The sequence below is a fragment of the Tardiphaga sp. genome, from assembly GCF_025356345.1.
Taxonomy (GTDB): domain Bacteria; phylum Pseudomonadota; class Alphaproteobacteria; order Rhizobiales; family Xanthobacteraceae; genus Tardiphaga.
Genome location: NZ_JANXTC010000017.1, coordinates 1 through 24,098 on the forward strand (window position 1 = coordinate 1; position 24,098 = coordinate 24,098).

Consider the following 24,098-nt stretch of genomic DNA (forward strand, 5'->3'; position numbering starts at 1 on the left):
GGAGAGGGTGGCCGCGCGCAGCGCGGACGGGTGAGGGGTAATCGCGAGTGCAGAACCCCTCATCCGACCCGGACTTCGTCCGGGCCACCTTCTCCCACAAGGGGAGAAGGAAGAAGAAAGCAGCGCCGGCCCGAAACGACCATGACCCACCCGAGACCACGCCGATGACCGTACCCCACATGCCCGTCACCGAAGACGAACTGCACGCTTTCGTCGACAACGAGTTGCCGGCCGAGCGTCGCGGCGATGTCGAGGCGTGGCTTGCGGCGCATGCCGACGAGGCGGCGCGGGTGGAGTCATGGCGTTCGATGGCCGAACTGCTGCATGCGCGCTACGATTCTGTCGCGGACGAGGTGGTGCCCAAGCGGCTCGAGATCGAGCGGCTGGCGCAGCAGCCGCGGTCGTGGATCTATGGCGCCATCGCCGCGTCGCTGGTGGCGTTCATCGCAGGTGGCAGCGTCGGCTGGTTCGCACATGGCGCCGCGGCGACGCCGTCGGCCTTCCAGCACTTTACGGTGGATGCGCTGGATGCGCATCGGCTCTATGTGGTCGAGGTCCGTCACCCCGTCGAGGTCGCAGGCAATGAGCGCGCCCATCTGCAGCAGTGGCTGTCAAAGCGCGTCGGCTACGCCATCAAGGCTCCGGAACTCGACGGCACCGGGCTGAAACTGGTCGGCGGCCGGCTGCTGCCCGGCCCGGAAGCGCCCGCCGCGTTCTTCATGTATGAAAGTGGCTCTGGCGAGCGCTACACGCTGTACACCTCGCGCGCCACCACCGACACGACCCAGATGCGCTACGCCTCGCAGGACAAGGACGGCGCGCTGTTCTGGGCCGACAAGGGCATTGGCTATGTGCTGTCCGGCCCGACCGACAAGGATCGGCTCAATCAGGTGGCGCGGCTGGTATATGATCAGACGGAGAAAGTCGGGGGCTGAGTTTTCGTAGCGGGCGTAGGATGGGTTGAGTCCTTCGCTAAACCCATCACGCTTCGTCGGTAGGCGATGGGTTTCGCCAGAGGCTCAACCCATCCTACGACTCACCTTTCGAGATCACTCCGTGGATTATACGGCCGGTCGTCGCGCCATTTCTGCATCAGCGCTTCCAGCTCGGCATCGTGGCCATCGGGCAGCATGACGCGGGTGGTGAAGTAGAGATCGCCGGGCGTGCCGCCCGGCTTCGGCAGACCCTTTCCCTTGAGGCGGAAGATGCGACCGCTCGAGGTGTTCTTCGGAATCGACAGCTCGACCGCCCCCGACAGGGTCGGCGCGCGCACCTTGGCGCCCAGGACCGCCTCATAAAGCGTCACCGGCAGCTCGACGCGCAAGTCGCTGCCATCGATCTTGAAGAACGCATGCGGCGCGATGCTGACGGTGATCATCAGGTCGCCGGGCCGATGGCCGGGCGCGGTCTCGCCCTGCCCCTTGAGCCGGATCTGCTGGCCCGCGGTGACGCTGGCCGGGATCTTGACGTTCAATTCCTTGCCGGTCGACAGCCGCACCCGCTTCTCGGTGCCCTGAACCGATTCTTCCAGTGTCACGGCCATGGTGACGGCGATATCGAGATCTGGCGCGGCCATGCCGCCGCCCTCGAAGCCAAAATTCTGCGGGCCGCGGGCCCCGCGCGGCCCGCCGCCGCCGGCGAACATGCTGTTGAGAATGTCCTCGAAGCCGCCGCCGCCAAAGCCCTGCTGCGCGCCGGGGCCGCCGCGGAAGGCGTTTTCGAAGCCGGGCTGCGACGGGGCGCGCCCGCTGGGAAAGCCCTGGAATTTCGGCTTGCCGTCGGCATCGATCTCGCCGCGGTCAAACGCCTTGCGCTTGTCCTCGTCGCCGATGATTTCATTGGCCGAATTCACTTCCGAAAACCGGTTTGCGGCCTTCGGATCGTCACGGTTATTGTCGGGATGATGCTTCTTGGCGAGCTTGCGGTAGGCACTCTTGATCGCCGCAGCGCTGGCGCCCCGCTGCACCCCCAAGACCTCATAGGGGTCGCGCATCCGTCTTCTCTCCTTCAGACAAAACTACGAAATGCGGGCACTGGCCCGCTTGACCTTCATCTGGGGTCTTCGTGTCATTTTTGCAACGAGAAACGCAAGCCTGATCTCGGCCAAATCAGCCGCGGCGCCAAGGTTTCAGCGTGTGGACATCCCAGCGACCGTGTTCGGCGCGGCAGGCGGCGCCCTGTAGCCAGCTTTCCGAGGTGCCGTTGACGTAGCTGGCAAGGAAATCCCGACAGGTCCGGCCATCCGCCGTATAGGAGGACGACAGTGGCGTCACCGAGCCGCGTGCGCCGGTGGTCGGATTTTCCCACGGCTGGCTGGAATCTTTGCCGCCCTTGGTCAACACATCGGATGCCGCGGTGCGGGCCAGCACCAGATCGGCCTCCGTCGGTTCGTAGGTGACAGCCTGGCTGGCCGCGGCGATCGAGCCGGTGACGTCGCCACCTTCCATCCGGGCAAAGGCCGATTCGTTTCGACTGAGGCTGCAGCCACCAAGCCCGGCGCCCACGCCGCCGCCGATCAGAATAGCTGTAAGCGCGGTGCCAAGCCGGCAGATCGCCGGTAGGCCATTGCGTTGCCGTGTCCTATATAGGGCTGGCCTATGCAGGATGTTCAGCAGGTTCTGGGCACTTGGCCAACGCAAACGGAACTCCGGACATGACCGACACGACCACTCCCATCAAAGACCCAACTCCGTTAACGTCCGGTGATTTTACGGCGGCCTTCGAGCCTTTTGCGCTGTTTGCCGAATGGTTTGCCGAGGCGCAGGCTTCCGAGCCGAACGATCCCAACGCGATGGCGCTGGCCACCGTCGATGCCGACGGCCTGCCCGATGTGCGGATGGTGCTGATGAAAGGCTTTGATACCGACGGCTTTGTCTTCTACAGCCACACCGCCAGCCAGAAGGGCCAGGAACTCGCCGGCAATCCCAAGGCGGCTTTGCTGTTTCACTGGAAGTCGCTGCGCCGCCAGGTGCGGGTTCGCGGGCCGGTCACTCCCGTCACCGAGGCCGAGGCCGACGCCTATTTTGCCTCGCGGCCGAAGCAGGCGCAGATCGGCGCATGGGCCAGCAAGCAGTCGCAGCCGCTGGAGAGCCGCTTTGCCTTCGAGCAGGCGATCGCCAGGGAGGCCGCCAAGCACATCCTCGGTGCCGTGCCGCGGCCGCCAGGCTGGACCGGCTTCCGCATCACGCCGCGGCGTTTCGAATTCTGGCATGACCGCCCGTTCCGGCTGCACGACCGCATCGAATTCCGCCGCGACCAGGCGGGCGCGGAAGCTGCGTCGCCCGACACTTCCTGGACCAAGGTGAGGCTCTACCCGTGAGTCGACCCAACAAGACGAGACCTGCTGGCATGCCGACCACCGATTCCAACGCGCCGCGGCGTACCTTGCTGCTGACCGGCGCCAGCCGCGGCATCGGCCACGCCACCGTGATGCGGTTTTCCAGTGCCGGCTGGCGGGTGCTGACCTGCTCGCGGCATCCGTTCCCGGAGGTCTGCCCGTGGGACGCCGGTCCCGAAGACCATATCCAGGTCGACCTCGCCGACCACGACGACACCACCCGCGCCATCGCCGAGATCAAGGAACGTCTCGACGGCGGCTTGCTGCATGCGCTGGTCAACAATGCCGCGATCTCGCCGAAGGCCGAAGGCGGCAAGCGGATGGGCTCGATCGATACCGACGTCGACGCCTGGAGCCATGTGTTCCGGGTCAATTTCTTCGCGCCGATCATGATGGCGCGCGGGCTGATCAAGGAACTGACCGCGGCCAAGGGCTCGGTGGTCAATGTCACCTCGATCGCCGGCTCCCGCGTGCATCCATTCGCCGGCGCCGCTTATGCGACGTCGAAAGCGGCGCTGGCGTCGCTGACCCGCGAGATGGCGTCGGATTTCGGCCGCCTCGGCGTGCGCGTCAACGCCATCGCGCCGGGCGAGATCGACACCTCGATCCTGTCGCCCGGCACCGACAAGATCGTCGCCGAGCAGATCCCTCTGAACCGTCTCGGCACCCCCGACGAAGTCGCCAAGATTATCTATGTGCTGTGCAGCGAGACCAGTTCATATGTGAACGGCGCCGAGATCCACATCAATGGCGGCCAGCACGTCTAGCACGCCCGTCGCGGGGCGACGCTGTGCGAACCGCGCGTGGATCTCAGCCGCGGCGACTGGGTGACGGGAAGCCGGGGATCGCCAAATCGGGTCGGGGTTCCGAGTCTGCCTTTCAGCCGGCTTCGCAGTCTGATCGCATCCCTGCGTTCCCGCTCAATCCGCGCGCAACCGCCGCGGCAGCGCGGCGTCAAGCGTGGAGCAGTCCGTCTCGGATTCGCCGTCGGCCAACGCCGCGCCGCAATGAAGGCAGGCCCGGGCCGACATCGCGCCCGCCCTGCCGTTGCGCAGCTGCTGATAGAGCAGGAAGTCGACGACGTTGCGTCCCGTGGTATCGATATTGTCAGTCATGGCTATCCTCATCGCTTGCGCGACCTTTATGACAGCAAATTCTTCGCTCAACCGTTCAGCGAAAAGCTCAAATTTTACCGTTAGAATTGTTGCTACGGACACATGACCGCCGGTAGTCGCAGTATAGTTGATTAACTACGCAATTCGTCGCGGTAAATATCTGCGCGCGCAACCTCTGATTCTAACTACAGCCACTTCTTCCACTTGAAGAACAAATACGGTAGCGCCGCGGCGAACAGCATCATGATCAGGGCCATCGGATAACCGTGTTCCCATTGCAATTCCGGCATGATACGAAAATTCATGCCGTAGACCGAGGCGATCAGGGTCGGTGGCATCAACACCACCGCCATCACCGAAAACAGCTTGATGATGTTGTTCTGCTCGAGATTGACAACGCCGAGCATGGCGTCGAGCACGAAGGTGATCTTGTTCGACAGATACGAGGCGTGGTCGGTCAGCGACGACACGTCGCGCTGCATGGTTTTCAGCTGCGCGCGCATCTCTTTCGACCATTTGACGCCGTCGGCTTCCGCTGTGACGAAGGTGACGACGCGGCCGATCGAGACCAGGCTCTCGCGCACCTTGGAGGTCAGGTCACCCTTGCGGCCGATCACGATCAGGATTTCCGAATAGCGCTTGGCATGACCGGTGCGCATCGACTCGTCAGGCTCGAAAATGTCGTGGCTGACCTGGTCGACGTCGGCACCGGCGCGCTCCAGAATGTCGGCGCAGCGGTCGATCACCGCGTCGAGCAGTTCCAGCAGCACCGTCTCGCCATTGGCGCCGGGCGGAATGCCGCGCGCCAGTTTGCTCTCCACCAGCGCGAACGGTTTGGGCGCGTCATAGCGCACCGTGACCAGGCGATGACCGGACAGGATGAAAGTCACCGGCGTGATCCGCGGCGAGTCGGTATCGGCCGCGCACATCAAAGTCGCCGTCATGTAGCGGGCGCCGTTCTCGATATAGAGGCGGCTCGAAATCTCGATCTCCTGCATCTCCTCACGCGTCGGAACCGCGATACCGACCAGTCGCTCGACAGCCTGGTCCTCGCCCGGCGACGGCTTCATCAGGTCGATCCACACCGCATCCTCGGGCAACACGGCGAGGTCGGTGGGTTCGGACTTCGTCAGGGTGGTTTCCAGGGGCGTGAAGACAGCGAGCATGGCAACTCCGGGAATGAACAGGGCGCAAGCAGCGTGGCGCGAATCGGATGGGATGGCCGACCCTGGCCGAAGCCGACGTAGCGGTCATGACAGCCTTATCGCAGCCCGCCAACCCCTGCCCGGTCGGCCCGGCGTCACGGCGCTGTGACTTTTCCCGCAGCCGGATAACCGCCCACGGGATCGCCGCCCAGGGGATGCGGGTCGCGCGCCTGGGTTTTGATCCAGGCACGGCCAACCCTGCGACAATTTGGACACAGAGTGGCCGCTTCCGGCTGTTGACAGCATGTAAGCGCTGGAAATCCAACCCGTTTCGGAGATACTTCTTTTCAGCGGGATCGTGTCGGCGCGGCGTCCGCAACGCGACAGCGAGTTCAAGCGCCGGCCTGTACTGGAATTATTGAATGTCGTCTTTCACGGTAAAAATAGGTTTGTTGGCCGTTGCGGGCCTGATGCTGTCGGGCTGCATGCAGGCTACCACCTATGAGGTCTCCTCGGACAAGATGATGAAGCCGCGCGACAAGGAACTGCTCGCCAAGGTCTCCTATGCGAAGACCCCCGTCGCAGAGCCGTTCCGCCGCGCCATCGTCGATTATCACCGCAAGGAACTGCCGGGGTCCATCGTTGTCGATTCCGACAATCACTATCTGTATTACGTTCAGGATGGCGGCAAGGCGATCCGCTACGGTATCACCGTCGGCGAAGACGCGATGGCATTTTCCGGCGTCGCCAAGGTTGGCATGATGGCGGAATGGCCGGCCTGGCATCCGACTCCGGGCGAAATCTCGCGCCTGGGCGTGCCGACCTTCGTGGCGCCCGGCCCCGACAATCCGATGGGGTCGCGCGCGATGTATCTGTATTCCGGTGGCAAGGACACCCTGTTCCGGATCCATGGCACCAACCAGCCGGAATATATCGGCGCCTCGATCTCTTCGGGCTGCATCCGCATGACCAATGAGGACGTCATCGACCTCTATGGCCGCGTCAAGATGGGGGCCATCGTCGTCGTGCTGGAGCCCAAGCAGGGCGACTCGCCGGTCAATTCCAAACTGGCGCTGCAAGGCGCCGGCGGGACGCCATTCTGAGCGATGCGACTCAACGATCTGAAAGCGCCGGCTGTGCCGGCGCTTTTTTATGCGCGAACTGCGCCATCGGACGCAGCCTTACGAAAAATTCTGACGCATAACGCCGCGCCTCCGCACCAGATTGCGACAATTCCGCCACAGCTGGTGCACCGCATCGCAGCAAGGACGCGGAAGTGCTGGAAAAAATGCGGCGTCGTCGATAATCATCATCAAGGTATTTGCAGCTTTTACAGCGCAACCTTGGTGCTGGCCGGTCATTGGAACACTGAAATGTTGTCTCTCAAGATGAAACTGGGATTTGTCGTAGCGGTGGGCCTGATGTTGTCGGGCTGCATGCAGACGTCCACCACTTTCCAGGCCGCGCCGGAAGCCAGCCTGAAGCCGGCCGACAAGGCCCAGCTCGCCAAGGCGCGCTACGCCAAGGTCACTGTCGCCGAACCGTTTCGCCGTGCCATTGTCGATTATCACCGCAAGGAGCTGCCTGGTTCGATCCTGGTCGATTCCGATAACCACTATCTTTACTACGTGCAGGATGGCGGCAAGGCGATCCGCTACGGCATCACCGTCGGCGAGGAAGCCCTGGCCTTCTCCGGCGTCGCCCGCGTCGGCAACATGGCCGAATGGCCTAAGTGGACGCCAACCAAGGACATTCACGCGCGAATCGAAGGCCTGCCGGCCCAGGTGCCCGGCGGCGTCGACAACCCGCTCGGCGCCCGCGCGCTGTATCTGTACCAGGGCAATCGCGACACCCTGTTCCGCATCCATGGTACCAACCAGCCGGAATATATCGGCGCCTCGATCTCGTCGGGCTGCATCCGCATGACCAATGAAGACGTCATCGACCTCTACAGCCGCGTCAAGTCAGGCGCCGTGGTGGTGGTACTGGAGCCCAAGCAGGGCGACTCGCCCTATAATTCCAAGCTGGCGCTGCAGGGCAATGGCGGCACGCCGTACTGATTTCGACAAAAGCTGAGTGTTTTGAAAAGCGCCGGATTTTCCGGCGCTTTTTTATTTGGCGCTATTTGGCATAGGCCTCTCAACGTCAGTGATTTGCGCAGGCCGCAAGGGGAGGGGAAAAAGCGCACTTCGTTGCAACTTCAAGAAGCAACCAAACTCAGCGCGAAAAGCTGAACGGCGACGGCGGCGCGCGGCGTTTTCGAGGCTTGGGTTTCGGCGTCGGCTTGACCGGCGGGTGCTCGGCCTCAGCGGTCTCGGGCTCCGGCTCCGGCTCGGCCGCAACGGGCGCCGTGGCGGCCGGCTGTTCAGGGGCGGCTTCGGCCGGCGTGGTTTCATCGGGCCTGGTCTCAGCGGTCTCGCGGGGTGGCGCCTCGTCGGGACGCACCGCCGGCATCAGCGGCGCGATTTGCGGCATCGGGTCCCAGATGTTCCACTGGCAGATCTTGTAGTTGCCACGGCGCTCGGCAAGATCGAGGTGGATGTGGTCCTCGTGATAGCCATCCGATCCCGGTCCCAGCACGGTGGTGAACCGCGTGCAAACCGACAGCAAAACCTGCTCGCGCCACTCGCGCGGCGTTGCACGCTCGGTCAGCGCGATCGACTCGCCATTGGCGAGCTTCAGCCCGCGCACGTCGAGCGCATTGGCGCGGCCGTGCTCCGACATCTTGGCGCCGACCACGCGGTTACGGCCGCGACAGTCGAAGGAATCGAAATTGTCGAGTTCGGCGAGCCTGGTGCCAAGGCTGGCGGCAAGCGGCGCCATATCGGTACGGATCCAGTCGGCCACCGCGGTGGCCATCGAGCAACGCATGGTACCGCCCGGCTTCAACGGCACTCGCGTCCGGTCCGGCAGGATTACCGCTTCCAGATGCACCATGTCCGGACCGCCGCAGGCACCGGGCCCCTTGATATCGGGCACGCTGGGCGCAATCGCGATCGCATCGGTCAGCGCCAGGCGGCAGGCCGACGGTGGCGACGGCGCGGCCGCCCCCTGTTCCGCCGCCGGCTTGTCCGGCTCGGCCGGCTGGTCAGCCTCGGCTGGCGGCGTGGCCTGCTTGTTCGCCGGCGCCTCGGCCGGGCGCGGTCGCGGCAGCGGCGTTCGCCCCGCCGTCAGGTAAGCCTGCGCCGGCGCCGCAACCACCAGCAATGTCAGCACGATGGCCATTGTTCTTTGGTCGCAGCCGAAGCCGCCAGATGGCCATTTCCGGGCCGCTTCCCGCAGGCTAGACTTCATGGCAAGACCTTGCTCGGCAGCACCTTGTTCGACAAGGCCCTGGACAAGAACGCCTCGCGGCGACGCCGGCGTGGACAATGAAAAGACGGAGGGACGTTCGAATGCGCGGGTTGATGCAAGACTGGCCTATGCTTTGTCATCGGATTATCGATCACGCTGCCAAGGTCCATGGCGAACGCGAAGTGGTCACCCGTTCGATCGAAGGCCCCATTCATCGCACCAATTACGCCGAAATTCGCGCGCGCTCGCTGAAAGTCGCGCAGCGCCTCGACCGCGAGGGCATTCAACTCGGCGACCGCGTCGCCACCGTGGCGTGGAACACCTGGCGTCATCTCGAGGCTTGGTACGGCATTATGGGCATCGGCGCCATCTGTCACACCGTCAATCCGCGGCTGTTCCCGGACCAGATTGCCTGGATCATCAACCATGCGCAGGACCGCATCGTGATGACCGACCTGACCTTCATCCCGATCCTTGAAAAGATCGCCGACCAGCTTCCGTCCGTCGAACGCTACATCGTCTTCACCGACCGCGCGCATATGCCGGACACTACGCTGAGGAACGTCGTCGCCTATGAAGACTGGATCAACGAGGTCGACGGCGACTTCAAATGGAAGAGCTTCGACGAGAATACAGCGGCGGCGATGTGCTACACTTCGGGCACTACGGGCGACCCCAAGGGCGTGCTTTACTCGCATCGCTCCAACGTGCTGCACGCGCTGATCGCCAACAATGGCGACGCGCTCGGTACCACGTCGAAGGACACCATGCTGCCGGTGGTGCCGCTGTTCCATGCCAACAGCTGGGGCATTGCCTTCTCGGCGCCGTCGATGGGCACCAAGCTGGTGATGCCCGGCGCCAAGCTCGATGGCGCCTCGGTCTATGAGTTGATGAGCACCGAGAAGGTCACCTATACCGCCGGCGTGCCGACGGTTTGGCTGATGTTGCTGCAGTACATGGCCAAGGAGAACGTCAAGCTTCCCGACCTCAAGGTGGTGGTGTGCGGCGGCTCGGCTATGCCACGCTCGATGATCAAGGCGTTCGCCGACATGGGCATCGAGCCGCGTCATGCCTGGGGCATGACCGAGATGAGCCCGCTCGGCACCGTCTGTGGCCTGCAAGGCCAGTTCAAGGATCTCGACGGCGACGCCCGGCTGGATATCCTGTCGACCCAGGGCTACCCGCCGTTCATGGTCGAGATGAAGCTCACCGACGATTCCGGCAAGGAAGTGCCGTGGGACGGCAAGACCTTCGGCCGGCTGATGGTACGTGGCCCCGCGGTCTCGAAAGCCTATTACCGCGTCGAAACCGACATCCTCGACGCCGATGGCTATTTCGACACCGGCGATGTCGCCACCCTCGACCAGTACGGCTATATGCGGATCACCGATCGTTCCAAGGACGTCATCAAGTCCGGCGGCGAGTGGATCAGCTCGATCGATCTGGAGAATCTCGCGGTCGGTTATCCGCAGGTCGCGGAGGCCGCGGTGATCGGCGTCTATCATCCGAAGTGGGACGAGCGGCCGCTGCTGATCGTGCAACTGAAGGCCGGGCAGACCGCCACGCGCGAGGACATCCTGAAATACATGGATGGCAAGATCGCCAAATGGTGGATGCCGGACGATGTGGTTTTCGTCGATGCGATCCCGCACACCGCCACCGGCAAGATCCTGAAGACCGCGCTGCGCGACCAGTTCAAGACCTACAGTCTGCCGACGGCGGGCGCCAAGAGCGCGTAACATCGAACCAGGTTATCATGGGTACAAGCCCGGCCTCACGGCCGGGCTTTTTTGTGGCCCTATCAGCTTACTGCGGCAGCGCCGCCGCCGGGGGGCGTGCGACCGCCGGGCGCGGCGCGGTCTGAGTGATCTGCCATTTCAGGAATTGCTGGAACAGCGCTTCGCTTTGGTCCGGCGTGAGCGCGGCCCGGGTGCCGGGGGCCATCGACCGCGACGCCAGGAACTGGTCGAACTTGCCGCGCACTTCACCGGAAGCGGTCGCGGCGTGCGAGTCGAGCCAGTCCTGCGCCGGTTTGAACCGTTCCCAGCCCTTCAGCGGCGCGCCCAACGCGACTTCCTTCCACTTCGGGTGGAACGGCGGCTGCTGGAAGTTCTTGAACTTGTCGAAGAAGATCTGAACGAAATGCTCCATCTTACGATAGCGCTCAGTGTTGGCGGGCCAGTTGTAGCCGGCCAGAATGGCCGCCACCGAGACCGTGTCGATACGTTCGCCAGGCTGTAGCAACGTCGGATAGTCTTCCGCCTTGAGGACCGACGGGAAGTAGTCGGCCTGCAACGGCCCGGCATACTCGATCGGCACCAGATGGAATTCGCCGGTCATCTGACCGACCGAGCGTGAGGGCGTACCCTGCACGGCGACAAAGGCATCGATCTCGCCCTTCTTCAATTTCTCCTGGGCGAGCCGCTGCTCCATGTAGGAATAGATCGGCTTGATGCCGAGGCGTTCGAAGATGGTGCTGGCGGTGATGAAGGTGCCGCCATCCGGCAGATCGATCGCCACCCGCTTGCCGTCGAGGTCCTGCATCCGCTTCACCGACCTGCCGGCGACGACGTGGACCTCTTCGTTGTACAGCTTGGTGATGTAGGTGAACTGCCGCTTGATGTTGTTCACGTACCCCTTGCGCTCCAGATAATCGAGCGTATCGGCGCGTACGATGCCGAGATCGACGCCGCGCAGGAACAGAATATCGGCAATGCTCTTGACCGAGCCTTTTCCGACCACCGGCAACACGCGCAAGTTCTCTTCATCGTCGAGAATGGTGGAGAGGTCCGCGCCGATGTTCAAATAGGTTCCGCCGAGCGGCCCCAATACGACGGTGATGGTATTGAGGTTGAGCCTTTCCTTGATGGCCTTGTTGTCGGTACGGTAGTTGAAAATTGCTTTCAACCCTTCGCTGACCGACGCAGGGTCAAGCTCCTTGGCCTGCGCCGCAGCCGGCGTGGCCGTGAGGGCCCACGAGGTCGCCGCAACCGCGAGCGCGGCCACCGTACTCTTCAAGAAACGCAGTGCTGTTGTCATATTCCGAAGCCCCCCAGAAATGAACGCGATCGATCACGCGTGCGGAAACGGCGCGCAAATAAGACGCCGGCAAAAAGTTCAATTCAGTGACGATGGCCGCGGGTGGCGCGCTCAGTAGGCCTCGAGCGCGTCAAGCTGGCGTTGCGCATCAGGCGCGCCCCACTCCTTGGCCTTCCTGTACCAACTGCGTGCGATATTCACATCGGGCAGCGGCCCGTTGGCAAACCGCTTCAACGCAATCGGGTCATAGGTCTCGGCCAGGATGGAGGCGGCACGCGCGCTTCGCGCATCCGCCGCGCGCTGCAGCAGCAACCGCGCCGGCAGGAAATCGCCGGAAGTGGCCAGTTCCTGAGCGCGCCGGATCAGGCTGGCGATCTCGTTCGGATCAAGATTCCTAACGCCCGGCGCCGCCGATGTCACCGGCATCGCAGCAAGTTGCGCCGGGGCCGGCACTGTCACCGGGGCGGCGACTGGCGGAGGCGGCGCGAACGAGGCCATAGGTACAACTACCTGCGGCGCCGGCGGCGGCACAACCGGCTGGGCGATGTTCAACGGCCGCGGAGTCGGCGCGGCAACCGGCACCGGCGGCGGGGCAAAAGCATTGGCCCCCGTCCAGACCAGGCGGAAATTGCTGGCGACCATGCCGGCGCCGTCGGCACCACGCAGTTCCGCGCTCAGATTCATCTGGCCGACAAAGTCATTGGGTGGAATCACCGAGGTGCCGGCGACTTCCAGCGCCGGGATACGCCACTCATTGGCACCAACCCGCTTGCCCGTGGTGAGACGGCTGCCGGTCAGCAGACCGCTAACGATCACCGAACCGCCGCTGGTCGGCGCCGTGACGTTGATCCCGAGTTCGAGCGGCTCGTTGAAAGGTCCGCTCTGGTCGCTGACGACCAGCGTCGAAGACAGCTTGCGTTGCGGCGCCGGGAATAGCGATGCCCGAAGCTGCTGCCAGACCGACACCCCCGCCTCCGCCTCGCCCGGAGCAGCGGTCGTCCGGATCATCGGCAGGACCACGACGAAGAACAGCGCGATCAGCGCGGCCACACTGGCGGCGGCGATCAATTTTCCGGTCGATCCGAACAGGCCTCGGGATTCCCTGCGATCCAGGATCGAGGATGAATGAACTTGCTCAGGTTCCAGCGATTCCTGCAGCGCTTTTGACACGGCATCTTCGAAGATCTTCGACGGGTTGCGCGCGACCTCCTCCGGCGTACCGTTGCGCCACAATTGCGTCACCTCGGCAGCCTGCGGTTGTCGCGACGCCTGGCCACGTCCCTGGGGAGCTTCCGGAGTCTGATCGCCCGGCTGACGCAGCCGACGCGGCGCGTAATACAGTGGACTGTTGGGGTCCATATTGTCGCTCATCAAGCTACTCATGAAAAACTCCTTGGGCGGCGATGTTCACTGAAAATCACCGCGAAACGACACGACGCTGTGATTTGCTGAAAAGGTGCTGACGAGATTATCAATCGTTGATCAAGGTGAAGTCGGGAGCTGAAAGCCGCCGGTGCAATGGAACGTGCCGCGTTGACGCGCGTTGGATGTTGTCTGGTTTTTGGATAAATTCATTGAACTGCCCCCAATTCGTAACCCGGTACCAGACACGCTTCCGGTGCGTGATCATCATACCGCATACCACGAAGGGCTTCGTGTCCTAACTTAAGCTAAACTCCGGCCAAACTGTGGAATCTGCGAGTTGCGTTAATGAAGAATTGCAACGCAATTTAAGATTCTTGCAGCATTTTTTATCGAAAATTTTAAATACATATTCGTCGTGACATCAACGCTGCTGTCCTAGCTGAAAAGTACTAATCAAGTACACAAGTGTCGGCGCTGTCGTGAATAGCCGTGCCATCGCACGGCATCACAACGCCAAGCGAGCGAAGCCGTGTTTTTAGCTATCCGTCCGGTGAACGGCATTCCGGGTAAAAAAGTCGGGCGAAACCGGGACGAGCCTGTGGTCGCGGCGCGCGGCGAGCATTTTCCGAATTCAGATCGAAGGATGGCAAAGTCCGGTTTTCAATTCGCAGGAATGCCTGACCAGCGGTCCCACGCAATTGCCTTCACCGGTCAGCCAGCCGCGGGTTGAATCGGTCAGCGCCGCTGCTTGATTATGTCAGCCAACGGCAATGCGATGTCAGGGCAGCCTTGCCAGCGCATCGAGTTGCGCCTGCGCCGCGGGCTCGCCCCACTCCTTGGCCTTTTGATACCAGTCGCGGGCCTGCGCCAGATCCGGCAGCGGACCCTGGATGCCAAATTTTCGCAACATGACCGGGTCGTAGGTCTTGGCGAGCGCGAGCGCCGCGCCGGCGTCACCCGCTTCGGCGGCACGCACCAGCATGAGCCGCGCCGACTGAAAATCACCGTTGCCAAGCAGTTCCTGCGCGCGTCGAAACAGCATTGCTATTTCCTGCGGCGCGAGTTTGCGGAACACCTCCTTTGGAGGCGACGGCGGCGCAACCGCCGGCTGCGGCGCCGGCAGAAACGCCGGCATCGAAGTGAGCGCCGACGTGAGAGCCGGCACCTCCGTCCAGGAAAGACGCAACAGGCTGCTGACCAGCACGACGTTGTCGGCGTTACGCAATTCAGCCACCAGGTTCATCTCGCCGACAAATCCGTCCGGCGGCTCCACCGCGGCAATGGCAAGGTCAGGCACGGAGACGCGCCATTGGCTCGCATTGATGCGCTTGCCGACGGTCAGGCGAGCGCCGGAGGGCAACCGGGTAACGACGACGCTGGTGCCTGGAGCGGCGGCGTTGACGCTGACCCCGAGCGGGAGCGCGTCTCCGCCGCTACCGCGGCCCTCCTGGACCAGCAATGTTGGCGGCGCCCGGCGTTGTGAGGCCTTTTCGGCCAATGAATCATTCGGCGACCAAAACGCAATAATCGCCCAGACGACAAGCAGCGCGGCGGCGACGGCGACCACCACGCTGACCAGTCGCGTCATGCCACCGAAACGTCCGGCCGGTTCTGTCGCAGGTTGATCGTGGAGTGCTGGCGCGTTGCGGTAGGCCGGGCGACCGACGTCCTGCGCAACAACGGCCCTGGCAAAACCATCCGCCTGGTCGCGGCGCGCCATTCGCGGTGGGACAACATCCCGTCCGGCGCTCTGTCTCAAAAATGTCTCGGCTGATCTCGGGCGCTCCGGCCAGTCATTGGCATGAGCCGGCGCCTCGGAAGCCGACGGTTCGTCGGCGCGTTCGCGAAATTCACGCGGAGCATAATACAGCGGGTCGTTGGGACCGATGTAGCTGCGTTTATCAGGCTTGCTCACGCTATCCTCACTCTCAGATGTCACCCGAAGGTCGCGGCTACGCCACGCCGCAGATGCCTTGCAACGTTCAAACAGACGTGAAGACCGCCACAGAGAATTGAACCAGAATCCTGCCTTTTCGCAGGACCGCCATACCGGCGACGAGCGCCGCGAAGGCCGAGATACCGCACGTCTCCACGGCCGCCTCCTCCGTCAGGACGCCTTCCTGTGGTATTTAAGAACCTTTGAAACTTAGCCAGAGTTAGCGGGAAAGCAATCGTAACCATTCAATAATGGTTAACTAACAAAGTTGTGGCGGCATTCACCAACAACCGGAAACGGCGACTGCCGGAGGGGCAATCGCCGTGGGTCCACGTCTCGTTCAGCTCAAAATCAGGCGGTCAGCGCGGCTTTCACCCATCCGCTGGCTTTGCCGAAATCCATCTGACCGGCATATTTCAATTTGAGCGTCGCGATCACCTTACCCATATCCTTGATGCCGGCGGCGCCGCTCGCGGCGATCTCCGCCGAGATGGCGGCCTTGACGTCGTCCTCCGACATCTGCCGCGGCAGATAGGCCGAGATGATGGCGATCTCCTCGCGCTCCTGGTCAGCGAGTTCGGCACGGCCACCCTTGTCGTAGAGTTCAACCGATTCTTGCCGCTGCTTGATCATCTTTTGCAGCACGCTCAACAGGTCACCGTCCGACAGCGGCGGTTTGCTCTGGCCACGGGCCTCGATGTCAGCGTTCTTGATCGTCGAGTTGACCATCCGCAAGGTGGACAGCTTGCGCTCGTCCTTGGCCCGCATCGCGTCCTTGACGGCGTTGTTGATGTCATCGCGCAGCATAGCGTCTCCTTCATGGGCCGCGAGGGCGGCGCCAGGTCAAGACCGGCTCAACACCAGGTCGAAATCCGGTTGGCCCGATCTAGGCGTTTTGGCCGGCCCGCACAACCACGCGCGAAGCGATCATTGCACTGTCGGGAGATGGCCGGCGCCAAGGTCGACGACGCCTTGAGACACTGCGTCGCCGGGCGAACCGCCGCGCGGCAGCACCATCAACACGGTGATGGTGGCCGGAATTCCGGACTGCCCCCACAACGTAGGCGTAGCCTCGAAATCAAACCGCACGCCTTTCGCCGGCAAGGCGGCGACGCGGTCCATCCAGGCGGTGCATGTCGTATCCGTGGCAAAACACATCGCGGTCCAGCCTTTTTCCAGCGTCGCCACGCGCGGCATTCCCCATTCAAATTGATACTGGAAGGGCCGGCGATAGACCGGGTGATCGGGGCTGTAGAAAGACGCGGCAAAGGCCAGCCCGTCGTCCCCGGAAACCGACGCCAGCGGCAGGCCCGTCGCCTGCCGCCAACGCTCCGTCAATTGATGCGCGGCGAGCCGATAATAGCTGCGTTCGTTGGGATGGATATTGTTGCGGTAATAGGCATGCATCGGCGCGGCGACCACCACCGCGATGGCAGCGATACCAGCGACGAACACGGCCAGATTGACGACATATAAACGCTCCAGCGCGAAGCTCGCGCCGCACACGATCAGGATGGCCGGAAGAAACAGACCCTGCAGCGCCCATAGTGAGGGCATGTCGGTGCCAAGGGCAATGGTCGTGATCGTCGGCAGCAGCACGGTGCCGACAAATACCCAGAACAGCAGGACCAGTCCCGGGCTCAAGGCGCGAAAATCAGCGGGGAACCGCTTCAGCCGCAACTCGGCCGACAAAATCCACACCAGCGCGGGCAGCGCCAGTGTCGCGGCGATCCCCAGAACGAAAGTCGCGGCTTCGCAGATCGACTGCGGAAAGGCGACGCCAGCATGGACCTCGAGGGCATAGGCGAATGGCTGGGCGCCCGTGCTGTTCAACCAATGCAGATGGGGACCGAGCACCACCAGCCCCGCCACGACCGAAACCCAGGGCGCCCATGACCGCAAATAGACAGCGCGCCGCGGATGCATCAGCGCCGCCAGCACCAGGCTGCCGACCAGAAAAATGGAATAATATTTGCCCAGCATGGCCAGCGCCGCGCAAGCGCCGGTCGCCATCGCCCAGCCGATATGCCGGCTCTCGAACGAACGCAGGAAGCAATAGGTCGTCATCGGCCAAATCGCCAGCAACACGGTGTTGGCGTTGAAGCGCTGGGCGTGAAACTGGTAGGCCGGGAGCAACATCAGCAGCAGCAGCACCACGGCGCGGGAATCGCCGCGCACAAAACGACGCGCGATCAGATCGACCGCCCATAGCGCAACCGCGGCATTGACCATCGCCAGCAGCTGGAACGACCAGTTGGTGAGCGGAAACACCCGCGTCCACAAATTGGCCACCCATCCCATCAAGGGAGGGTGTTTGGCATTACCCCAGGAAAATTGCCGGCCGAGCGTCCAGGTTTCCAGCGCGTCGGCGTGCAGATCGCCGCTGAGATAGGCGATATTGAGAAACAGCAGCCAGACCGCGGCGAAAACGACGATCAGCAGCGGGATCGCCCACCCCGCCTCCACCCCGTCGAGCCAGCGCCAGAACGGGCGCCGCCAGCGTGCCGGCGCCACGGCCGAGCGCGCGGCCATCGCGGCGAAATAGTCCAGCTGCACAGAAATATCCAGAAATCCTGAAGGTTAATTGTTGCTAACTGTGAATCCTCGTTCCGGCAAGCCGACGCAGGGCTTATTTGCTTGATCCCACGTCTCTTTTTTCAAAAATCCACTCGCCGACCGCGAGCTTGTTTTGCCGATCAACCCGACGTCACAGGCGACTTGAAAAAGCCGATAATCCAACCCGGAATGCGCCACATCGCCGCCGCCCCGCCGCCATCCAATCGTCCCGGCTGCCATGCTTTCATATCCACCGGCGTCACTACATGTGAATCCGACTTTTCCGGCTTTGACGTCGGCGGGTGCGGGGACTATGTAGTGGTCTCATGACCCCCTCTGAAACATCCTCAGCCTGGCCGGACCACAAACCGACCGCGCTACTCGTGCTCGCCGACGGTACCGTGCTGGAGGGCTTCGGCCTCGGCGCGGAAGGCCAGGCCGTGGGCGAAGTCTGCTTCAACACCGCGATGACGGGCTATGAGGAGATTCTCACCGACCCCTCTTATGCCGGGCAGTTGATCACCTTCACCTTCCCGCATATCGGCAATGTCGGCACCAACGACGAAGATATCGAGACCATCAACATGGCGGCGACGCCCGGTGCCCGCGGCGTGATCCTGCGCTCGGCGATCACCGATCCGTCGAACTATCGCTCGTCGCGACATCTCGACGCTTGGCTGAAAGCCCGCGGCATAGTCGGCATCTCCGGCATCGACACCCGCGCGCTGACCTCGCTGATCCGCAACAAGGGCATGCCCAATGCGGTGCTGGTGCACGCCCAGAGCGGCAAGTTCGATCTCCACGGGCTGACGCAGGAAGCCCGCGAATGGCCCGGCCTCGAGGGCATGGACCTGGTGCCGATGGTCACCTCCAGCCAGCGCTTCACCTGGGACGAGACCGCGTGGGAATGGGAGAAGGGCTTTGGTCGCCAGACCGCGCCTGAGTTCCACGTCGTCGCCATCGATTACGGCATCAAGCGCAACATCCTGCGGCTGCTGGCTGGCGAAGGCTGCCGGATCACGGTCGTTCCCGCCACCACTTCGGCGGAAGACATCATGGCGCTGAAGCCGGATGGCGTGTTCCTGTCCAACGGGCCCGGCGATCCCGCCGAGACCGGCAAATATGCCGTGCCGGTGATCCAGCAGGTGATCGCCTCGGGCACGCCGACCTTCGGCATTTGCCTCGGTCACCAGATGCTTGGCCTCGCCGTCGGCGCCAAGACCAAGAAAATGCATCAGGGCCATCACGGTGCCAATCACCCGGTCAAGGACGAGACCACCGGCAAGGTCGAGATCACCTCGATGAATCATGGTTTTGCGGTCGATGAGTCCACCCTGCCGAAAGGCGCGACGCAGACCCATATTTCGCTATTCGACGGCTCCAATTGCGGCATCCAGCTCGAAGGAAAACCGGTGTTCTCGGTGCAGTATCACCCGGAAGCCTCCCCCGGCCCACGCGACTCGCATTATCTCTTCAAGCGCTTCGCCGAACTGATGCGCGTCAAGAAGGCTTCGTAGCGCCGCCTGCTTCCGGTCGTTCCTGACAAAGTCTGCCTCGCCGTCATTGCGAACAAAGCAGGAATCAGCGAGCGTGATTCGTCGCCTCGGAACAGCCTATCGTGCTCGCACAGCCTTCATACCTCGACGTCTTGAACCCGGAGCAGCGCCGCGCCGTCGAGCACGGCGTGGCGCAACATGACGCTGACCGGAACCACCCGCCCGCCGGCCCACTGCTGGTGATCGCCGGCGCCGGTTCCGGCAAGACCAACACGCTGGCGCACCGCGTCGCCCATCTCATTGTCAACGGCGCCGATCCGCGCCGCATCCTGCTGATGACCTTTTCGCGCCGTGCCGCCGCCGAGATGAGCCGCCGCGTCGAACAGATCTCACGCAAGGTGATGGGCAACAAGGCCGGCGTGATGACCGCCGCGCTGGCGTGGGCCGGAACCTTCCATGGCATCGGCGCCCGGTTGCTGCGCGACTATGCCGAGCAGATCGGACTTAATCCGGCGTTTACGATTCACGACCGCGAGGATTCCGCCGATCTGATGAACTGGGTTCGACATCAGCTCGGTCTCTCGAAAACCGCAAGCCGGTTTCCGACCAAGGGCACCTGCCTGGCGATCTATTCGCGCTGTATCAACGCCGAGATCGGGATCGATCAGGTACTCGGCACGAATTTTCCGTGGTGCGCTGCCTGGGCGGCCGAACTGCGCGAGCTGTTCGCCGCCTATGTCGAAGCCAAGCAGAAGCAGAACGTGCTCGATTATGACGACCTGCTATTATACTGGGCGCAGACCATGGCCGAGCCGCTGCTCGCCGCCGACATCGGCGGCCATTTCGATCACGTGCTGGTCGATGAATATCAGGACACCAACCGGCTGCAATCCTCGATCCTGCTGGCGCTGAAGCCAGGCGGGCACGGCCTCACCGTGGTCGGCGACGACGCGCAGTCGATCTATTCGTTTCGCGCCGCGACGGTGCGCAACATCCTGGATTTTCCCAACCAGTTCTCGCCGCCAGCGGACATCATCACGCTCGATCGCAACTATCGCTCCACGCAACCGATCCTTGCCGCCGCCAATGCGGTGATCGAACTGGCGCGCGAGCGCTTCACCAAGAATTTGTGGACGGAACGTAACTCCGATATCAAGCCGCAGCTCGTCACCGTGCGCGACGAAACCGCCCAGGCCCTCGCCATCGTCGAGCGGGTGCTGGACCTTCGGGAAAGCGGCACCACGCTGAAGCAGCAGGCCGTGCTGTTTCGCACCTCGTCGCATTCCGGTCCGCTGGAAGTGGAATTGACCCGGCGCAACATCCCGTTCGTGAAATTCGGTGGACTGAAGTTCCTCGACGCTGCCCACATCAAGGACCTGCTCGCGCTGCTGCGCTTTGTCGAGAACCCGCGCGACCGCGTCGCCGGGTTTCGCCTGATGCAATTGCTGCCCGGCGTCGGCCCCGCCACCGCGCAACGCGCGCTGGATGCCATGACCATCGCAGCCGATCCGATCAACGCCTTGATCGAGGCGCCGACGCCGCCGCGCGCCGGTAGCGACTGGACCGGCTTTGTCGAGGTGATCCGCGAATTACGCGGTGGCCGCGCTGGCTGGCCCGCCGAGATGGAGCGGGCACGGCTGTGGTACGAGCCGCATCTCGACCGCATCCACGAAGACGCCACCACGCGACGCGCCGACCTGATCCAGCTCGAGCAGATCGCATCGGGCTATCCCTCGCGCGAACGCTTCCTTACCGAACTCACGCTCGATCCGCCCGACGCCACCAGCGACCAGGCCGGCGTCCCCTTGCTGGATGAAGATTATCTGATCCTGTCGACGATCCACTCCTCGAAGGGGCAGGAATGGAAATCGGTCTATGTGCTCAACGTTGTCGACGGCTGCATGCCGTCTGATCTCGGCGCCGGCACCTCAGCCGAGCTTGAAGAGGAACGCCGACTGCTCTATGTCGCGATGACGCGCGCCAAGGACGAGCTGCACCTGATGGTGCCGCAGCGCTTCTTCACCTATGGGCAAAACCCGCAGGGCGACCGCCATGTCTACGCGTCGCGCACGCGATTCATTCCCGACCGGCTCCTGCCTCTGTTCGAGCGCGCCAGTTGGCCGACCGCAATTGTAGCTGCTGCCCGCAACGCCAGCGACGGCGTCCGCGTCGACATCGGCGCCTACATGCGCGGCATGTGGCGTTAGCTAACGCGTTGCGTCCCACGGCGGCGCGCCGGCAAAACGCCCGACCAGAAAGTCGATGAACAGCCTCACCTTGACCGCGAGGTGCCGGGTCGGCGGATAGACCGCATACAATGTCAGCGGCGGCGCCTTGTAGCTATCGAGGAAGGCGCGCAGCAATTTTTTGCGTAACGCATCGCCGGCGATGAAGGTTGGCAACAGCGCCACCCCCCTGCCGGCAATGGCCGCGTCGCGCAGCACCTCGGCATTGTTGGCGCACAGCGTCCAGCGCGGCTGAATCCAGTGGTCGCCGCCCTCGCCGGTCAGCTTCCACTGGTTGCCGGTCAGCAAAAAGCCATAGGTCAGCAGCGCATGCTGACGCAGTTCGGCCGGCGTATTCGGCTCACCATGCCGCACCAGATATTCCGGCGACGCGCAGATCACGCGATCAATGGCGACAATTTTTCGCGCGATCAGGCTGGACGATTCCAGATCGGCGATCCGCAACGTGACATCGAAACCACCCTGCATGGCATCGACCTGGTCGTCCGACAGCATCAGCTGGATCTGCAGCTCGGGATATTCCGCCATGAAGTCGGCGATCGCCGGGCCGAGTTGAAGTGTCCCGAACGACATCGGCGCATTGACCCGGAGCAACCCGCGCGGCGTCGCCTGCACCTGCGCTACCGCCTGGTCGGCGGCGTCGAGATCGGCCAGCACGGCGAGCGCACGTTCGAAATAGGCCTGGCCGGTTTCGTTGGGACTGGCGTGGCGCGTGGTGCGGTTCAGTAATTGCACGCCGAGGCTCTGCTCGAGTTCGCCGACATATTTCGAGATCGCCGAACGCGACAGCCGCAGCTGCCGCCCGGCTTCGGAGAAACTGCCGAGCTCGACGACCTTGACGAAAGCGCGAAGGCTGTTGAGTTTGTCCATAATTGTCATCCAATCATAGACAGTGATACCATGAAAGGCCGGATTGTCTTAATTTTCTGCCAACCCAATTATCTCGGCAACGGGAAGGCACAGCGCCCTCCGCATCAGGAGAAACACCATGCCAGGCATCCACCATGTCACCGCGATCGCCGGTAACGCCTTGCGTAATTTTGACTTTTACACCCGGGCGCTGGGAATGCGCTTCGTCAAGAAGACCGTCAATTTCGACGATCCGGGTACCTATCACTTCTATTATGGTGACGAGGCTGGTCATCCCGGCACCATCCTCACCTTCTTCCCTTGGGAAAATGCCGCAGCCGGCCGCGCCGGCGTCGGCCAGACCCAGCAGACCTCGTTCCGGGTGCCGGCGCGTTCGCTCGGCTACTGGACGCATCGCTTCATCGAAAAGGGCATTGCGCATGAGGCGCTGGAGAAGCGTTTCGGCGAATCCGTGTTGCCATTCACTGATCCCGACGGCATGAGCCTCGCTCTGGTCGGCATTCCCGGGGCGGAAGATGAAGCAGGCTGGAGCAATGGCGACGTCCCGGCCGAGCATGCGATCCGCGGCTTTCACGGTGTGACGCTGCTACTGGAAAAGGCCGAGAAGACCGGTGCGATCCTCACCGACGTGTTCGGCTTTGCCGAGACCGGCCGCGAAGGCTCGATCATCCGGTTCAAGGCCAACGAAGCCTTGGGCGGTATCGTCGACATCTATGCGGCCGGTGGCTTCCTGCCGGGTCGGCAGGGCGCGGGTTCGGTGCATCACGTCGCGTTCCGCGCTGTCGATGACGCCGACCAGGCCGCGATGTCGCGCAAGCTGGTGGAGAAGTTTGGCCAGCAGCCGACCGAGCAGAAGGACCGCAACTATTTCCGCTCGGTGTATTTCCGCGAGCCGGGCGGCATCCTGTTCGAGATCGCCACCGATGTCCCCGGCTTCGCCGTCGACGAGCCCGTCGAATCGCTCGGCGAGCACCTGAAGCTGCCAGCGTTTCTGGAGAAGCACCGCGCGGAAATCGAAAAGGTGCTGCCGTCGCTCGACAAGGAAACCGTGTGATGAGCCACGAACTGTCCCACATTCATCGCTTCGCGCCGGGCAACCGGCGCGAAGCGACGCCGCTACTGCTTCTGCATGGCACCGGCGGCGACGAGAACGACCTGCTGCCGCTGGGCCGAGCCATCGCACCCGGCGCGACGCTGCTTTCGGTGCGCGGCCAGGTGCTGGAGCACGGCATGCCGCGCTTCTTCCGCCGGCTGGCCGAAGGCGTGTTCGATGAAGACGACGTGAAGCGCCGCGCCAACGAACTGGCGGACTTCATCATCGAAGCACGCAAACGCTACGATCTCCCAGCGCCGATCGCGCTGGGCTATTCGAACGGCGCCAACATTGCCGCGGCGATGATGCTGCGGCGGCCGGAAGCGCTGGCCGGCGGAATTTTGCTGCGGGCCATGGTGCCACTGAAGGATGCAACGCCGCCAGACCTTCACGGAAAGTCGGTTCTGATCGTGTCCGGACAGTCCGACCCGATCATCCCGCCCATTAATTCGGCGGCTCTGGCGACGATGCTGACGAAGGCCGGCGCCGACGTGCAGCAGAAGGTACTCCCGGTCGGTCATCAATTATCGCAGGCTGATCTGACCGTGGCGAAGGCGTGGCTACAGGATGTGGAGACCGCTACGGTTACTTAAACTCCGCGACGCG

General features: G+C 63.1%; 21 protein-coding genes. 10 read left to right on the top strand and 11 right to left on the bottom strand.

The genetic code is table 11. The annotated features are described in order from the left end of the window. Window positions 1-164: 164 nt before the first annotated feature. On the top strand, window positions 165-935 hold the full coding sequence (locus tag Q0S16_RS00685) for an anti-sigma factor (protein WP_295843931.1): 771 nt from the start codon (window positions 165-167) through the stop codon (window positions 933-935). A gap of 101 nt (window positions 936-1,036) precedes the next feature. On the opposite strand, the gene Q0S16_RS00690 is transcribed toward Q0S16_RS00685, so the two are convergent. After that, entirely contained in the window at window positions 1,037-1,993 is a 957-nt protein-coding gene (locus Q0S16_RS00690) for a DnaJ C-terminal domain-containing protein (RefSeq protein WP_295843934.1), read from the bottom strand. Window positions 1,994-2,108: 115 nt separating this feature from the next. Then, window positions 2,109-2,639: an RT0821/Lpp0805 family surface protein gene (locus Q0S16_RS00695; protein ID WP_295843935.1), complete on the bottom strand. Its 531-nt coding sequence runs from the start codon at window positions 2,637-2,639 to the stop codon at window positions 2,109-2,111. A 14-nt stretch (window positions 2,640-2,653) separates the two neighbouring features. On the opposite strand from Q0S16_RS00695, the gene pdxH reads away from it, so the two are divergent. Both pdxH and Q0S16_RS00705 read left to right on the top strand, forming a co-directional pair. Beyond that, window positions 2,654-3,319: a pyridoxamine 5'-phosphate oxidase gene (pdxH, locus tag Q0S16_RS00700; RefSeq protein WP_295843937.1), complete on the top strand. Its 666-nt coding sequence runs from the start codon at window positions 2,654-2,656 to the stop codon at window positions 3,317-3,319. A gap of 29 nt (window positions 3,320-3,348) precedes the next feature. Further along, the gene (locus Q0S16_RS00705) at window positions 3,349-4,104 is read left to right on the top strand and encodes an SDR family oxidoreductase (protein ID WP_295843940.1); all 756 of its coding nucleotides are present in this window, start codon (window positions 3,349-3,351) and stop codon (window positions 4,102-4,104) included. Window positions 4,105-4,257: 153 nt separating this feature from the next. Here the strand turns inward: Q0S16_RS00705 and Q0S16_RS00710 are convergent, their stop codons facing one another. Together Q0S16_RS00710 and Q0S16_RS00715 are read right to left on the bottom strand one after the other, a co-directional pair. After that, on the bottom strand, window positions 4,258-4,452 hold the full coding sequence (locus tag Q0S16_RS00710) for a hypothetical protein (RefSeq protein WP_295843941.1): 195 nt from the start codon (window positions 4,450-4,452) through the stop codon (window positions 4,258-4,260). Between the two features lie 185 nt (window positions 4,453-4,637). Next, window positions 4,638-5,618, bottom strand: coding sequence for a magnesium transporter CorA family protein (locus Q0S16_RS00715; RefSeq protein ID WP_295843942.1), 981 nt, complete (start codon window positions 5,616-5,618; stop codon window positions 4,638-4,640). Between the two features lie 401 nt (window positions 5,619-6,019). On the opposite strand from Q0S16_RS00715, the gene Q0S16_RS00720 reads away from it, so the two are divergent. Both Q0S16_RS00720 and Q0S16_RS00725 read left to right on the top strand, forming a co-directional pair. Next, window positions 6,020-6,700 (top strand): L,D-transpeptidase, encoded by a 681-nt coding sequence (locus Q0S16_RS00720; RefSeq protein WP_295843945.1) that lies wholly within the window; start codon window positions 6,020-6,022, stop codon window positions 6,698-6,700. Window positions 6,701-6,970: 270 nt separating this feature from the next. Further along, a complete protein-coding gene (locus tag Q0S16_RS00725) occupies window positions 6,971-7,657 on the top strand; it encodes a L,D-transpeptidase (protein ID WP_295843947.1) in 687 nt (228 codons plus the stop codon). A 157-nt stretch (window positions 7,658-7,814) separates the two neighbouring features. Here the strand turns inward: Q0S16_RS00725 and Q0S16_RS00730 are convergent, their stop codons facing one another. After that, window positions 7,815-8,891: an extensin family protein gene (locus tag Q0S16_RS00730; RefSeq protein WP_295843949.1), complete on the bottom strand. Its 1,077-nt coding sequence runs from the start codon at window positions 8,889-8,891 to the stop codon at window positions 7,815-7,817. A gap of 101 nt (window positions 8,892-8,992) precedes the next feature. On the opposite strand from Q0S16_RS00730, the gene Q0S16_RS00735 reads away from it, so the two are divergent. Beyond that, window positions 8,993-10,630 (top strand): fatty-acid--CoA ligase, encoded by a 1,638-nt coding sequence (locus Q0S16_RS00735; protein ID WP_295843950.1) that lies wholly within the window; start codon window positions 8,993-8,995, stop codon window positions 10,628-10,630. A 67-nt stretch (window positions 10,631-10,697) separates the two neighbouring features. Here the strand turns inward: Q0S16_RS00735 and Q0S16_RS00740 are convergent, their stop codons facing one another. The 5 genes from Q0S16_RS00740 to Q0S16_RS00760 all read right to left on the bottom strand — a co-directional run bounded on the left by Q0S16_RS00740 (window position 10,698) and on the right by Q0S16_RS00760 (window position 17,787). Next, window positions 10,698-11,930: a TAXI family TRAP transporter solute-binding subunit gene (locus Q0S16_RS00740; RefSeq protein WP_295843951.1), complete on the bottom strand. Its 1,233-nt coding sequence runs from the start codon at window positions 11,928-11,930 to the stop codon at window positions 10,698-10,700. A gap of 111 nt (window positions 11,931-12,041) precedes the next feature. Beyond that, the gene (locus tag Q0S16_RS00745) at window positions 12,042-13,313 is read right to left on the bottom strand and encodes a hypothetical protein (RefSeq protein WP_295843952.1); all 1,272 of its coding nucleotides are present in this window, start codon (window positions 13,311-13,313) and stop codon (window positions 12,042-12,044) included. Window positions 13,314-14,073: 760 nt separating this feature from the next. Beyond that, on the bottom strand, window positions 14,074-15,210 hold the full coding sequence (locus tag Q0S16_RS00750; protein WP_295843954.1) for a hypothetical protein: 1,137 nt from the start codon (window positions 15,208-15,210) through the stop codon (window positions 14,074-14,076). Between the two features lie 372 nt (window positions 15,211-15,582). After that, entirely contained in the window at window positions 15,583-16,038 is a 456-nt protein-coding gene (locus Q0S16_RS00755; RefSeq protein ID WP_295843956.1) for a GatB/YqeY domain-containing protein, read from the bottom strand. A 120-nt stretch (window positions 16,039-16,158) separates the two neighbouring features. Beyond that, window positions 16,159-17,787 (bottom strand): glycosyltransferase family 39 protein, encoded by a 1,629-nt coding sequence (locus Q0S16_RS00760; protein ID WP_295843957.1) that lies wholly within the window; start codon window positions 17,785-17,787, stop codon window positions 16,159-16,161. A 326-nt stretch (window positions 17,788-18,113) separates the two neighbouring features. Here Q0S16_RS00760 and carA point away from each other — a divergent pair, with 326 nt between their 5' ends. Together carA and Q0S16_RS00770 are read left to right on the top strand one after the other, a co-directional pair. After that, window positions 18,114-19,304, top strand: a complete 1,191-nt coding sequence (gene carA, locus Q0S16_RS00765) for a glutamine-hydrolyzing carbamoyl-phosphate synthase small subunit (protein ID WP_295843960.1) — start codon at window positions 18,114-18,116, stop codon at window positions 19,302-19,304. Between the two features lie 101 nt (window positions 19,305-19,405). Beyond that, on the top strand, window positions 19,406-21,490 hold the full coding sequence (locus tag Q0S16_RS00770; protein ID WP_295843961.1) for an ATP-dependent helicase: 2,085 nt from the start codon (window positions 19,406-19,408) through the stop codon (window positions 21,488-21,490). Here the strand turns inward: Q0S16_RS00770 and Q0S16_RS00775 are convergent, their stop codons facing one another. Further along, the gene (locus Q0S16_RS00775; protein ID WP_295843963.1) at window positions 21,491-22,399 is read right to left on the bottom strand and encodes a LysR family transcriptional regulator; all 909 of its coding nucleotides are present in this window, start codon (window positions 22,397-22,399) and stop codon (window positions 21,491-21,493) included. A gap of 118 nt (window positions 22,400-22,517) precedes the next feature. Here Q0S16_RS00775 and Q0S16_RS00780 point away from each other — a divergent pair, with 118 nt between their 5' ends. After that, window positions 22,518-23,453: a ring-cleaving dioxygenase gene (locus Q0S16_RS00780; protein ID WP_295843965.1), complete on the top strand. Its 936-nt coding sequence runs from the start codon at window positions 22,518-22,520 to the stop codon at window positions 23,451-23,453. Then, complete coding sequence (locus tag Q0S16_RS00785; protein WP_295843968.1) at window positions 23,453-24,085, top strand: alpha/beta hydrolase; 633 nt, start codon at window positions 23,453-23,455, stop codon at window positions 24,083-24,085. Before Q0S16_RS00780 ends, Q0S16_RS00785 begins: the two co-directional genes overlap by 1 nt. The last annotated feature ends 13 nt before the right edge of the window (window positions 24,086-24,098 follow it).